The organism is Pseudoalteromonas sp. DSM 26666, from assembly GCF_900116475.1.
GTDB classification, from domain to species: domain Bacteria; phylum Pseudomonadota; class Gammaproteobacteria; order Enterobacterales; family Alteromonadaceae; genus Pseudoalteromonas; species Pseudoalteromonas tetraodonis.
The window spans coordinates 174,804-187,925 of the sequence record NZ_FPAR01000001.1; the positions used below are offsets into that span (position 1 = coordinate 174,804).

At 41.2% G+C, this 13,122-nt stretch carries 11 protein-coding genes; 4 read left to right on the forward strand and 7 right to left on the reverse strand.

All coding sequences use genetic code 11. The features are described from left to right. Window positions 1-141: 141 nt before the first annotated feature. Window positions 142-1,200 (forward strand): S66 family peptidase, encoded by a 1,059-nt coding sequence (locus BM380_RS00790; protein WP_013465157.1) that lies wholly within the window; start codon window positions 142-144, stop codon window positions 1,198-1,200. A gap of 44 nt (window positions 1,201-1,244) precedes the next feature. Here the strand turns inward: BM380_RS00790 and BM380_RS00795 are convergent, their stop codons facing one another. Next, window positions 1,245-1,901, reverse strand: a complete 657-nt coding sequence (locus BM380_RS00795) for a nitroreductase family protein (protein ID WP_090492341.1) — start codon at window positions 1,899-1,901, stop codon at window positions 1,245-1,247. A gap of 127 nt (window positions 1,902-2,028) precedes the next feature. Between BM380_RS00795 and BM380_RS00800 the strand changes: the two genes are divergently transcribed. Beyond that, a complete protein-coding gene (locus tag BM380_RS00800; protein ID WP_175527443.1) occupies window positions 2,029-2,970 on the forward strand; it encodes a LysR family transcriptional regulator in 942 nt (313 codons plus the stop codon). Window positions 2,971-2,990: 20 nt separating this feature from the next. Here the strand turns inward: BM380_RS00800 and BM380_RS00805 are convergent, their stop codons facing one another. From BM380_RS00805 to BM380_RS00815, 3 genes are all read right to left on the reverse strand, one after another. Beyond that, on the reverse strand, window positions 2,991-3,881 hold the full coding sequence (locus BM380_RS00805; protein WP_090492345.1) for a dienelactone hydrolase family protein: 891 nt from the start codon (window positions 3,879-3,881) through the stop codon (window positions 2,991-2,993). Window positions 3,882-4,009: 128 nt separating this feature from the next. Further along, window positions 4,010-7,159: an efflux RND transporter permease subunit gene (locus BM380_RS00810; RefSeq protein WP_090492347.1), complete on the reverse strand. Its 3,150-nt coding sequence runs from the start codon at window positions 7,157-7,159 to the stop codon at window positions 4,010-4,012. 3 nt (window positions 7,160-7,162) lie between these two features. Then, the gene (locus BM380_RS00815; RefSeq protein ID WP_024602956.1) at window positions 7,163-8,338 is read right to left on the reverse strand and encodes an efflux RND transporter periplasmic adaptor subunit; all 1,176 of its coding nucleotides are present in this window, start codon (window positions 8,336-8,338) and stop codon (window positions 7,163-7,165) included. 171 nt (window positions 8,339-8,509) lie between these two features. Between BM380_RS00815 and BM380_RS00820 the strand changes: the two genes are divergently transcribed. After that, window positions 8,510-8,773 carry a YkgJ family cysteine cluster protein gene (locus BM380_RS00820; RefSeq protein ID WP_008109286.1) on the forward strand — a complete coding sequence of 88 codons (264 nt, stop codon included), beginning with the start codon at window positions 8,510-8,512 and terminating at the stop codon, window positions 8,771-8,773. 329 nt (window positions 8,774-9,102) lie between these two features. Here the strand turns inward: BM380_RS00820 and BM380_RS00825 are convergent, their stop codons facing one another. Beyond that, on the reverse strand, window positions 9,103-10,956 hold the full coding sequence (locus BM380_RS00825; protein ID WP_090492349.1) for a TonB-dependent receptor plug domain-containing protein: 1,854 nt from the start codon (window positions 10,954-10,956) through the stop codon (window positions 9,103-9,105). Between the two features lie 202 nt (window positions 10,957-11,158). Here BM380_RS00825 and BM380_RS00830 point away from each other — a divergent pair, with 202 nt between their 5' ends. Further along, the gene (locus tag BM380_RS00830; RefSeq protein ID WP_090492351.1) at window positions 11,159-11,665 is read left to right on the forward strand and encodes a peptide-methionine (S)-S-oxide reductase; all 507 of its coding nucleotides are present in this window, start codon (window positions 11,159-11,161) and stop codon (window positions 11,663-11,665) included. 5 nt (window positions 11,666-11,670) lie between these two features. Here BM380_RS00830 and BM380_RS00835 read toward each other — a convergent pair whose 3' ends face one another. Both BM380_RS00835 and BM380_RS00840 read right to left on the reverse strand, forming a co-directional pair. After that, window positions 11,671-12,483: a hypothetical protein gene (locus BM380_RS00835; protein ID WP_033103309.1), complete on the reverse strand. Its 813-nt coding sequence runs from the start codon at window positions 12,481-12,483 to the stop codon at window positions 11,671-11,673. A 63-nt stretch (window positions 12,484-12,546) separates the two neighbouring features. After that, entirely contained in the window at window positions 12,547-13,098 is a 552-nt protein-coding gene (locus tag BM380_RS00840; protein ID WP_013465143.1) for a DUF4136 domain-containing protein, read from the reverse strand. Between the last annotated feature and the right edge of the window lie 24 nt (window positions 13,099-13,122).

The window sequence follows — 13,122 nt, forward strand, 5'->3', positions numbered from 1 at the left end:
AACCAGTGCTTAGCAATAAGCACTGGTTTTTTTATGCTTGGTTTTTATATTTGGTTTAGATACCGGTCAATTATTATTCATTGTTTGTAAATGTAGGCTATGTTGTTATGGTAGTAACCTATTCTTCAATAAGGAAATAATATGGCAAATATACTGTATCCAGCACCTTTAAAAGTGGGATCTAAAATCGCCGTGTGTTCTTTATCAGCGGGGATCAAATCAAAATATCACCCACGGTTAGACATCGTCATTAATGGCTTAAAACATCGAGGTTATGAGGTTGTTGAAGGGGAGTTTTTACGTCAAAACGAGCCGCGAACTCAACTTACTGCTAAGCAGCATGCCAAGCAATTAATGGACTTTTTATTGGATGATAAAATAGATGCGATTATGCCGCCAATGGGCGGAGAGCTGGCAATGGAAATATTGCCGTTACTTGATTTTGGCGCAATTAAAAATGCCAAACCTAAATGGTTGGTGGGTTATTCAGATGTCAGCACGATTGCTTGTGCACTGACAGCAAAATGTAATTGGGCAACACTGCATAGCGCCAATTTAATTCAGTTACACCCCGATGAAAAAGATCCGTATTGTTTACAAATTTTTGAAAGTCTAAGCTATGAGGCTAATAGTGAGTTTGAGCAAGCACCCTCGACTTACCATCAACATAGCAAGCCTGATTATGCACAAAACCCAAACGTATTATTTGATCACAGCGCGCCAACCCAGTGGCAATGTTTAAATTACACCGATAAACGCAGTATCGAAATGTCAGGGCGATTATTTGGTGGGTGTCTTGATACGGTTGGGCTGTTGCTTGATTCGCCTTTTTTAGCACTGCATGAGTTTAAAAAGCATAATGCCTCGCAAGGTATTGTGCTTTATTTAGAAAGCGCAGAGCTCACGCCTGCCACGGTTGCACGGTTTTTATTGTCACTCAAATTAGCCGGTATGTTTGATGATATAAACGGGGTGATTATTGGCCGCCATGTAACCTTACAGGGGCAAGATCCGGGGTTTGATTATCGCCAAGGCTTAAATGCCGCTTTTGGCGGGTGTTTATTTCCGGTGATCATTGATGCCGATATTGGTCACATCCCTCCTAATTTAAATTTAATCAATGGAGCTTTATGCACTGTTACCGCAGATGTTGATCAAGGCAAAGTTATTAGTGCGTCTGTGGTCACAAAACTAGCCTAATAAAGTGAGCTGCTCACTAACAATTTAAAGTGAGCAGCTTTGACTTATAAAACCTGAATTACTTGTTCTTTGCTTAAACGTGATTTTGGCAGCTTAGCATTGTAGTCTTCTTCTGCGTCATGGTAGCCCAGCGCAAGTGCGACATCACAGATGTAGCCGTCTAATTCGCTTGCGAACTCCTCACCAATCAGTTGTGCATCAACGCCTTCCATCGGTGTGGTATCAATCCCTAAGCGTGCTGCTGCATGCATAGTATTGCCTAAAGCAATGTAGGTTTGTGCTTTAGTCCAGGCGGCATTATTACCCTGCTCATCGGTATTTAAATCCACAAACGCAAAGGCGCCAAAAGCTTGCTCGCGGTTTTCTGTTTGAGTTCGGCCATTTTTTATATCAGCATCAATTACTTGGCCATAGTTTTCACGGGTATATTGCGGATTATGAGCGAATAAAATAATGTGTGATGCCGCTTTAATGTGTGGCTGATTAAATTGAAACTTATTAGCAAAGGTACTGTGCATACGCTCTTTTGCGGCATCAGATTCAATCACAATAAATTTCCAAGGCTGTGAATTAATTGACGAAGGAGAAAGACGCATAGCATTATACAATACCGCTAAATCGTCTTGAGAAATGCGCTTTGTAGCATCATAACGTTTAGCGGTGTGGCGGCTTTCAAGATCGCGAATAATAGGGTGAGTCATAGTCTCTCCATAATAAAAAAGGGCTGATAAATAGTGTTCATTGAGTGTATGAGCAGCATAATACAATTTGCTTTATTTAAAATAAACAGCATAATTATTGAATCATTATCAAATAAAAATAGATAATATGCAGGTTGATGACTTAAAACTGATTTTAAAAGTAGCTGAGTGTCGAAGCATTACGCTAGCAGCAGCCAAGTTAGATATGCGCACAGCAACGGCCAGTGCTGCTATTAAGCGTGTAGAGTTGGCACTTGGCTGTGAATTATTTATTAGAACCACTCGTCATTTGCGTTTATCTAGTGCAGGGGAGCGATACATTCCCCAATGCGAACAAGCTCTGGCCGTGCTTGAAACGGCAAGGCAAAACCTTAAAGGAGAACATGATGCCATTGAAGGGGAGTTACGGGTAGCTACCTCATCTGATTTAGGGCGCAACTTAGTGATACCTTGGATTGATGAAGTCATGGATAAGTACCCAAGTGTGAGCTTGCGTACGCACATTAGCGATAGCAATATCGATTTTTTTCGTGATTCGGTTGATATAGCACTACGTTATGGCTCACCCAGTGATAGTAGTGTATATGGATTTAAAATTTGCAACGTACCGCGACTACTCTGTGCTACACCTACCTATTTAGCTAAATATGGTGAGCCAGAGCACCCAGATGATTTAACGCAGCATCACGGATTATTTTACCAGCTGCAAGATATTATCAATAATGTATGGGAGTTTACCGGTGGCCAAAAAAAATACAAAGTAAAAATGCAGGGCAGACGTGCCTCAAACGATGGCGATTTAGTAAGGCGCTGGTGTGTGGCAGATAAAGGTTTAGCGGTTAAATCGGCGTTAGATATTGCTGATGACTTATTAAATAAACGCGTTGTTACTGTGATGCCAAACTATCAGCACACCCAAGGGGAGCTGTGGCTTATTTGCCCAAGCAGACAATCGATTACTCCCGCTGTACGACTACTACGCGATGTGTGCAGAGAAAAAACCGCTCACTTATTGAATCAGCTAGTAAAAGAGGGAATTGTTGATAAACGTGTATTAATTAACGAGTAACAAATACACGCTTAGTAATGTTAACTTAAGTGGTTATTAAAAAATGCTAATGTACGCTGCCATGCAAGTTCGGCATTTTTTTCATCGTAGCGGCCAGTTGAATCGTTATGAAAACCATGATTCGCGCCTTCGTACATGTGCATAGTGTAATCAACATTGTTAGCTTTTAAGCTTTGCTCATATTCAGGCCATGTGGCGTTAACGCGTTTATCAAGCTCAGCTAACTGAATCATTAATGGCGCTTTAATGTTTTTATGTAAGCTTTCACTTGCAGGTGTACCATAAAAGGGCACGCCCGCAGTCAATAAATTACTGTCTACGGCAGCTAAATAGTTAACAATATAGCCACCAAAACAAAAACCAACGGCACCTAATTTACCATTACTATTTGGATGCGCCTTCAAAAAATGCGCGGCGGCAACAAAATCATTTTGTATTTTAACGGGATCCATCGTGCGCTGCATGGCTCGACCTTCATCGTCGTTGCCTGGATAGCCACCCAGTGGGTATAACGCATCAGGTGCAAAAGCAATAAACCCGGCTTTAGCCAGTCGCCTTGCAACATCTTTTACATACGGATTTAAGCCGCGATTCTCGTGTACTACTAATACAACAGGTAGTTTGCCTTGTATATTTGTTGGAATCACTAAGTAGCCTTTGCCCGAACCATGGCCATCAGGCGAATCAAATTCTTGGTAAGTGGCTTTTATGTCATCGTCGTTAAATGAGACTTGCTCGGCTTGAGCGTAATTAGGTAATAATGCACCTGTAAGCACCGTCATTGAAAAGCCCAATGCGGCTAAGCCACCAAGCTTTTTCATAAAGGTGCGTCTATCAATTAAACCGTGAGCGTATTCGTCATACCAATCAAAAGCTTCTTGAGGAATGTGTTCAGACTGAGGGGAATTCATAGTTGTGCCTTATTTATTATGATTATTAAATACCATAACGTAAAAGGCATAAAAAACGAGCAGTTTAATGTATAAATAAAAAGCTCGGCATAATAATACCGAGCTTTTTGGTTGGGATTTTACTTAATTTAGTGATTCGTCGTTGCTGGTTGGCCATCGACTAGGGCATCTTTACCGCGCCATTTGCGGATCAGGCGTTTTGCATCTTCAAGCGCAACATACTGACACGGTATAAGAATAAGCGTTATTACCGTGGCAAACAGCACACCAAAAGCGAGCGATACCGCCATAGGTATTACAATTTTTGCTTGTAAGCTGGTTTCCATAATAATCGGCATGACCCCAATAAAGGTGGTGATTGAAGTTAGTAATATGGCTCTAAAGCGACGTGCACCGGCTTGCATTACCGCTTGTTTTATTGCCACGCCTTCAGCACGCGCTTTGTTTACAAAATCTACCATCACGAGTGAGTCATTAACCACCACACCGGCTACCGCAATAATGCCAAACATCGATAAGCTGCTCATGGTCATACCTAGTACCATGTGGCCAAACATGGCGCCAACCACACCAAATGGAATGACCGACATAATAATTAATGGTTGCGAGTAAGAGCGCAGAGGAATAGCCAATAATGCAAAAATTATGATCATCGATAGCGCAAAGTCACGTAATTGCTCATCAGCGCTATCCATTTCCTCTTGAATACGACCAGCCACATTACTTTGTACCCCTGGGTAGTTTTTAAGTAATGAAGGTAAGTACTCATCACGAATTTGTTGTGCAATGGCAAAGGGTTCTACTTGGTCAGTATTTACCGCAGCCCACACGTTTACTGTACGTTTTGAATTTTCACGGCGAATACGATTAACCCCATCAACTAATGAAATATTAGCAACTTCACTTAATGGTACTTCAGCGCCTGTGGGGGTGATAATACGTACGCTGTCGATATCGCTGATTGAGTTACGCTCATCTTCTGGGTAGCGGATCATCACTTTAATTTCTTCACCTTCGCGAAGAATACGTTGTGCTTCAAGACCATAATAACTAAAGCTTACTTGTGAGGCCACATCGGCAAGGGTTAGCCCCATGCTGTAAGCAAGTGGTTTTAAATCTAGCTGTACTTCCTCGGTAGCGCTTTGCATTGAGTCATTAACATCGCCTACGCCTTCCATACTTTGTAACTTGGTTTTAAGCTTACCAGCGACTTCTTTAAGTACTTGTGCATTTTTACCTTCGAGTTTAAAGCTTACATCGCCATCGTCTCGACCCCCGTTCATAATACTGTCTTGAATGGTTAGGGTTTTAACACCCGGTAAGTTAGGCATTTGTTCGCGCCATAAGGCACTCAGTGCAAAGGTATCAATAGGGCGCAGGTCGGGTTCAACTAAAATAGCCATAATGTTTGCTTGCGTTCGCCCACGTAAGCTAACTGATAAATCGCGGATCATCGGTTTACCGTATTGCTCTTTGAGCTGCTTATCAACGCTCAGTATTAGCTGCTCTACTTTTTTAGCTGTCTCAAGCGTTGCTTGCTCAGAAGACGCTAAGTTCATTTCTATATCAATGCGAGGAAAATCGTGCGGTATTTTAGGATTAGGCACAAATTTAACTAAACCACCGGCAAACATTCCCGCACTGACAATCAGTAAACACATAAACCCGACAATTACGGTATAGCGATAATGAATGCAGCGACCAACAAACGGGGTGTAGTAGTTATCAACAAAACTTTTTAGGCCGTTATCCATTACTTTACGTGCACGGTGAAGCGGGTTTTTTGGATTTGGTTTACGGTCTTTCATTGCCGCAATATGTGCCGGCAAAATAAGTTTTGATTCAATCAGTGAGAAAATTAAACATAAAATAATCACCCCACCAATGGCTTTAGAAAAAGCCGCACCTGGGCCTGTGGCAAGAGTTTGCGGTAAAAATGCCGCAATAGTGGTAAGTACGCCAAATGTGGCTGGCATTGCCACGCGCTTTACGCCGCGTACTACGTTATCGAGTGTATGGCCGTGTTTTTCTATTTCAGCACTAGCAGATTCGCCCACAACTATGGCGTCATCAACCACTATCCCAAGCACCAGTATAAAGGCAAATAACGAGGCTAAGTTAATGGTGACATCCAAAAAGCCAATTGGCATAAACAAAAAGGCACCTAAAAATGACACAGGTAAACCCATCATTACCCAAAAAGCTAAACGTAATGGTAAAAACAAGGCTAATACCAACATAACTAGTAAGCCACCCCAAATCATATTGTCGACCATCATATCGAGGCGACCTTCGAGGTAGTAAGTTAAATCAACAATAGGAGAGAGCTTAACACCTGCAGGCAGTTGCGATTCTTTTTCAGCCATATAGGTTTTAAGTACTTTAGCAACATCGGTAATATCTTGATCTTTAGAGGCGTTTACTTCAAACGACAATGAGTTTTTACCATTGTATTTTGAGTATTGCAGGCCTTCTTCAAAGCCATCATTTATAGTGGCAACATCACCTAAATATACTTGCGCGCCATCGGCAAGGGTGATCAGTGGTAGTTTTGCAAACTCGCTACCACGGTAGGCTTGTTTCTCAACGCGCATTGAAATATAGCCATTTTCAGAGCGAATTTGCCCAGCTGACATATTGGCAGAAAAGCTTTGCACTGCACTGGCAATATCTCTAAACGTTAATCCATAAGCACGCAGTTTGTCTGGGCTTACTTCAATACCAATTTCGTAATTAAGGCCACCATTAAAGTTAACTAAATTAATATTAGGCAGTGCCTGAAGCTCGTCTTTTATATCGTTTCCGAGCTCTTTAAGTTGGTAGTTACTCATGTCACCGTAAAGGGCAAGTATCATTACTTCTTGTTCGTACTTATCGCGACGAACAATAGGGCGCTCCATACCCGCAGGAAACGTATTAATTGAATCTACTTGTACTTTAATTTCATCGAGTACTTCTTGCGGGTCAAACTGCTCTTCTATTTCAATCCACGCTTGTGAAGAGCCTCTATTGGAGTAGGTGATAAGGCGCTTTATTCCCTCTATACCCTCAAGGTTCTCCTCGACTTTTATGGTAATGCCCTCCTCAACCTCTTGCGGGGCTGCGCCAGGGTATACCGCGGAGACACTGATCCAGTTACTTTCAAATTGTGGAAACATTTGTTTGCGAATAGTAAACGCCGTTAAAATGCCACCAATAAGTATAAATATCATCAATAGATTTGCTGCAACAGGGTTGCGCGCAAACCATGCAATTAGGCCTTTTTCACGTGTAGACATAAGTTACTCCTGTTTCAATGCAAGTTGAGTAACGTCTGGGGTTGTTACAACGTCTTCAATTTTTACCGCCATTCCCTCGGTAGGGTATTCAAGGGCAGAAGTAATTAGCTGTTCACCTTCATTAAGCCCTTGGTCTGCGATCACCATGCCGTTTTGTTCACGTATAATATTGAGAGTTTTAAACGACAGGGTTAAATCGTCATTTAATATCGCAATTTTATTTTCTTTGACTAAATGATGTGGCACAACAATGGCGTTATTAACTGCACGACCTTCTATGCTAGCGTTAACATAGGAGCCAAAACGCAATGGTTGAGTTTTGTTAGCATATGGGGTTGGTAATTGTGCCACTAAATAGCTCATACGGCTTTTTTGATCTATCACCCCTTCACTGCGTACTACTTTAGCCTGCCATGTGGTTTCTTTGCCCGCGAACTGCGCACTAAATAACACAGTTGCACCAATGCCGCCATTATTTAAGTATTGAAGCTCTTTATCGGCAACCGGTAAACGTACTTCAGCGACCGAAGTGGCGCTGAGTGAGCCAAAGCTATTACCTGGATTTACAACAGAACCCAAACTAATGCTACGCGCGTTTATAATTGCATCGTAGGGGGCTTTAATATAAGTGCGTTCTAAATTACGTTTAGCACGTTTTACACTTGCTTGTGCTGAGCGATAACGCGCCATTTTCTCTGCTAATTGCGGTTTACGTAAATAAAGCGCAGAGGCGGTGATATCACTTGAGTCTGCTTTAATGCGTTCCCATTCAGCTTTAGCAACATGCGCTTGAGCACGTTCAATCTCAAGCGCTGAACTTGCTTGGGCGAGCCCAGCCTCAGCTTCAATTAAATCAGCTTCGTAATCATTTGGGTCAATTCGTGCTAAAATATCTCCTTGCTTTACGAAGGCACCTTCAACAAATTGCCCTGCAACAGAAATAACTTGGCCACTTACCTGAGCAATCAGCTCAGTGCGGTCTTTAGGTTGCACAATACCGTACGATTTAACATCGAGAGTGATTGCATCAAGGTGAATAGGTTGTGCTGCAACCAATGGGCGAGTATCTTGTTCTGGTTTTTCTTCTGGTGGTTTTTTCATTGCTGAAAAGCCCGCTGCAAGGGCGATGCCACCAACAAGGACCGCGATAGGGAGTATTATTTGTTTTTTAGTCGCCACAGGGCATTCCTTCATAAATTGTGCTGATGAACTAATGATACGCAATAAAGTGTTTACAGTGTGTTTGAAGATGTAACAAGTCATTGCATAATGCGGTTACAAATAGAACAAATCGCTCTGTTTGTATGCAAAGCAGCAACAATATAATTGAAATTTATTACTGAGGTTATAATGAAAACACAATCAATGGCGTGCCGTTTAGGCTGTGGAGCATGTTGTATTGCACCAAGTATTAGCTCGCCAATACCGGGTATGCCAAATGGTAAAAAGGCCGGAGAACGTTGTATTCAGCTGGATGAGCGTAATTTATGTAAGCTATTTGGTGATGAGTCGCGCCCTAAAGTGTGTAGTGATTTTAGCGCCACTTTAGATGTTTGTGGGACGACTAATGAACACGCATTGACGTTAATTACAGAATTAGAGCAATTAACCTAATTTATTGTATTAAATACACATATATTTACAATTTATACGCCTGAAAAGTGTAGACACTTACTTTGTGTTTCTAAAAGTAGTACTGAGAGAGTTCAATTACGTATCCACTTAGCATTGTCGCTAGTGTTTTTTCTCATTCAATTCTCTTTGTTCATACCGTTTTTAATGATAAATGCACAAAGAGGGCGAAGAGGCGCTGCGCTTTTAGGGCACGTAAAGTAGAGCGAATTGCGGTATGAAATTTTTAAGTCAGCTTGTTACTAGTCTGTTTATTATTTCAATTTAAAAAACAAGCTCAGCGTGGGATACACCCTCGCCGAGCTAAATTGTTACCAGCTATACGTTGCGCTTAGCGTATATTGCTCACCGCGACCTGGCGTGCCTGGGATTTCTTCAAACGATTCATCCCACAAATTATCCGCAGCTAAAGTAATAAAGAAATTTTGCAGTGTAGCCGGGGTTATTTTTAACGTCAGCTGAGTAAATAGTGCCTCGTCATCTGAACGGCGCAGCGCATTGTTATGCTGTTTACGCCACTCATTATCTACTCGAAACTCTAACATATCCGTCGGGTTCCAAATTGCACCGAGCGTTACACGATGATCAGGAAAATTTAAGGCATAAAAGCTAGCATCAACATTTTCAGCGCCATAGGTTTCTGTTTTATGTAAGTAGGTATAGCTGGCAACAATTTCTGTATTATTAAATTGTTTAGTGGCTAAAAACTCAAGGCCTGTGGTGTCAATATCAACCGGCTGCGCAAATCGCGCTGAGCTTGAATCAAAGCTAAATGTCCAATCGGTTAGGTTGTTATCTTTACGATAAAAAAGTGCGGAATTAAGCTGCCAGCTTTGTTGCTCAAGCAATAAGCCCAGCTCTAAATTTTTAGTGGTTTCGCGCTCAAGATTAGCGTTACTTCTAAACAAACCACCTGATTCACTGCCACCAATAGCAGTATAACCGGCTACTTGGTTTGCCTCAGCATACGACAAATACAATGTTCGCTCAGTGCCATCGTTATTATGGGTATTTAAACTAACATCCCCAATTAGCGATAGCTCGGAATCATCACGACTGGTGTTATCAAATGCAGCCCCTAAACGCACCGTTAGTTGCTGGTTGCTTGCTAGTGCTGTTGTGTATTCTGGTAATACACTAAGCTTAAAGTAGTTACGTGAAGTAAAGTTATTTTCAAGGGTGGTGGAGTCAATACTGTCTCCTATATATTGCGCCGAGTAATTAACCGCAACTGACTTTGTTTGCGCATGGCGACCTGAAACAGCCAGTGATGTTACTTGTGTTTCATGAAATGCTTGGAACGCGCTTGGGTTCTCTCTTGAATAAACATAATGGTCGTTATGCTTGCGGTAATAAGCCGATACTTCAAATTCACTATTTATTGCATAAGCTTGCTTATGGTTAAGCATTAACAGTTGCGTTTCTAAGTCTTCGGTTTCATTTACACCAAAGGGGGTATAAAGGTTTGGCCAACCAAAAAACTTTTCTTGTAAGCCGTAAAATAAATCAGTTTGTGAATCGCTCCCGGTTAACTGCACTCTACCTGAGGTACGAGTAAAGTCATGATCGCCAAAATCAATCGAACCATCGCTTTGTGAGTGCGAATATTCACCTTCAAAACCAATACGCCAATTAGCGTTTGCTTCAATTGGAGTACTCACACCTGCATGAATTGTTTGTAAGTTAAAGTCATTTGAGCCTGCGCCCAAAGAGACACTGCCACCGGTTGTTATTGGTTTCCAAGCAAACGACACAGTACCCACAGAGCTATTCATGCCATAAAGTGCGTTATCGGCTCCGGTTAATACGCTAGCACCTGTTAGCATTTGTGGTGCAATAGGAATTTCTGCAAAGTAGTGACCAGACTGCGGGTCGAGTAGAGTTGCACTGCCGACTCTAAAGCCGGTATTTTCAAAAATACCCCCGCGTATCGTTACATCAGCTTGTGCTTCAGCCATATTGCGTGATTGCAAGTCAACACGCGGGTCGTATTCTAAATTTGAAATAGGTGAATCAAATGTACCAACGGGTAAGGTATTGGCAGTGGGAGACGCTTCAATTGTTATTTGTTCTATGGTTGCTGTTTCTTTACTCTGTTCTGCATAAGCAACAGTCGAAATACTGGCTAGTAAAGCCGGTATAATAAGGTGCGGGGCACGATTCATGTCATTATTCTCATTTTATGCAATGGCGCTAACAATTAAATACCTATCATTTTTTATCACATGATAAGGTAAGCTCACTAAGCTAGGGTGATTTTGGGCGCTATTGTACATTAATGATAAAAAACTGCATTTGATAATCAAACCTAGCGTTACAAAATAGTAACTCTGCATCCTATAAATTATTTACATTGGTCACTTTATTATGCAAACACAACAATCGAGTCATTCATTAAATCAGCACACACTTTATTTTGCTGGTGGTTGCTTATGGGGCGTGCAAGAATTTATGAAGTATTTACCTGGAGTAGTGACTACTGAGGCGGGGCGTGCCAATGGCACTAGTAACACAACACAAGGTGAATACGATGGCTATGCCGAATGCGTGAAAGTAACCTTTGATAGCCAAGAAGTGACCTTAAATGAATTAATCGGCTATTTTTTTGAGATTATTGACCCATACAGTATCAATAAACAAGGTGACGATGTAGGTGAAAAATACCGCACCGCCATTTTTAGCCAAGACAGTAATCATTTAAACATCGCCAGAGACTATATTAGCCAGCGTGATGATGCTGAAAAAATAGCGGTACAAGTAGCGCCATTGACTAATTATGTCCCTAGCGATCCCGAGCATCAAGACCGTTTAACCAATCACCCTGATGATTATTGCCATATCCCAATTGATTTATTGCACAAGTATAAATCGTGATAGCTTTAAGGGTACTCAGGCCTTTCAAAACGATATAATTTGAACGAGCCAGTTTGAAGTGTTGTGCCTTTGTGGTTTGAGTACATATAGCCTTTAAGTTCTCGGTTGTCTTTATGAATAATTAGCTTATTTGCGAAAAGTGGATGGCTGGTGGTTATTTCCAATATCCTCTCTTTTTCTTGAATATCTTGTGGCATAAAAGAGGTGCTAATTATGTCATTGGTCCCATTTGTAAAATAATTGAAATACGACTTTTTATTGGGGTGAAATTCAATACTTGCTAGTTCTTGCTTGCCGTCTAAATTTAATAATCCTACCCAAAAACCATGTAGGCCCGTCTTTTCTATAGCAGCTAACTCATCTATTTTAGAGCGGTATTTACCTATAAATGTACGAACGGTAGATTGCCCTTTTTGTTCTTCCAATCGGTACGTTTTTGACATTACAAAATTATCGTCTGCATTAGAATAAATTTCTAACACCTCGAATGAATTATCTAAAAAGGGGCTTAAAATCAATGTGAATTGCAGATGTTCTTTATTAGGGCTAACAAGTTTGATAGTGCAATTAATGCGACTGCATTTGATATCATTATTGCTAAACGCAATTGATTTATTTCTATAAAATGCATTGGCGATACTTGCTATTATTAAACGGTGTTCTCCGTTTTCTTTAATTTCCAGTACATTGTACTCAAAATGATCTTTATAAATTCCTTGCCATATACCAGGCTTTAACTGTAGTTGAGTGCCGTACGCATGGAACGCACAAAGCAGGGGTAAAAATAAGCTAAGGGTTAGGAGCTTTTTAAATGTCACCGAAAAATTCCTTTTCTCACAAAAAGCCCGCGAACATGCGGGCTTTTAAATATTAATTAAAATTTATTGCTGCGCTTTAGGCGGAAAGTTGCTTAAAATATTGGCAACCGTTTCTTTAATAGCGGCTTCACGTTGTGATGGTGTTTGTTTTTTCTTTAAACGACCATCTTTAGCACCACGCCAAATTAATTGGTTTGATTCACGATCAATAATATCGATAACTAACGTGCCTACTTCATACTCACGTGCGCTTACATCGTGGTTAAAGCCTGTGCCCCAGTAACCCCAACGTGCACCGTAGCCTACATTAAAGGTATCTACTTCTAGCTCTTTATCAACACTTGCATGGTAATTAACAAGTACATCAGCTTGCGCTACGTCAACCAATTGCATACCTAACTGTTGGCTTAGTTGGTTGTTTACCGCATTGCGAACGCGTTTTTCCATAAGGCCACTGATTTGGTAGTTATTCGTGTCTTTAGTTAGGCTCGCGTTTTCTACCCAAGCAAACGTTTTGTAGTTACTAAAGTTTGCTGATTTATCGTAATCCCAATCGGGCGTTTGTGTACAGGCGGTAAGTAGCGCCAGTGCTGCGACAATAAATATATGTTTCATACCGTTTGCTCCAATAAAGTGCGT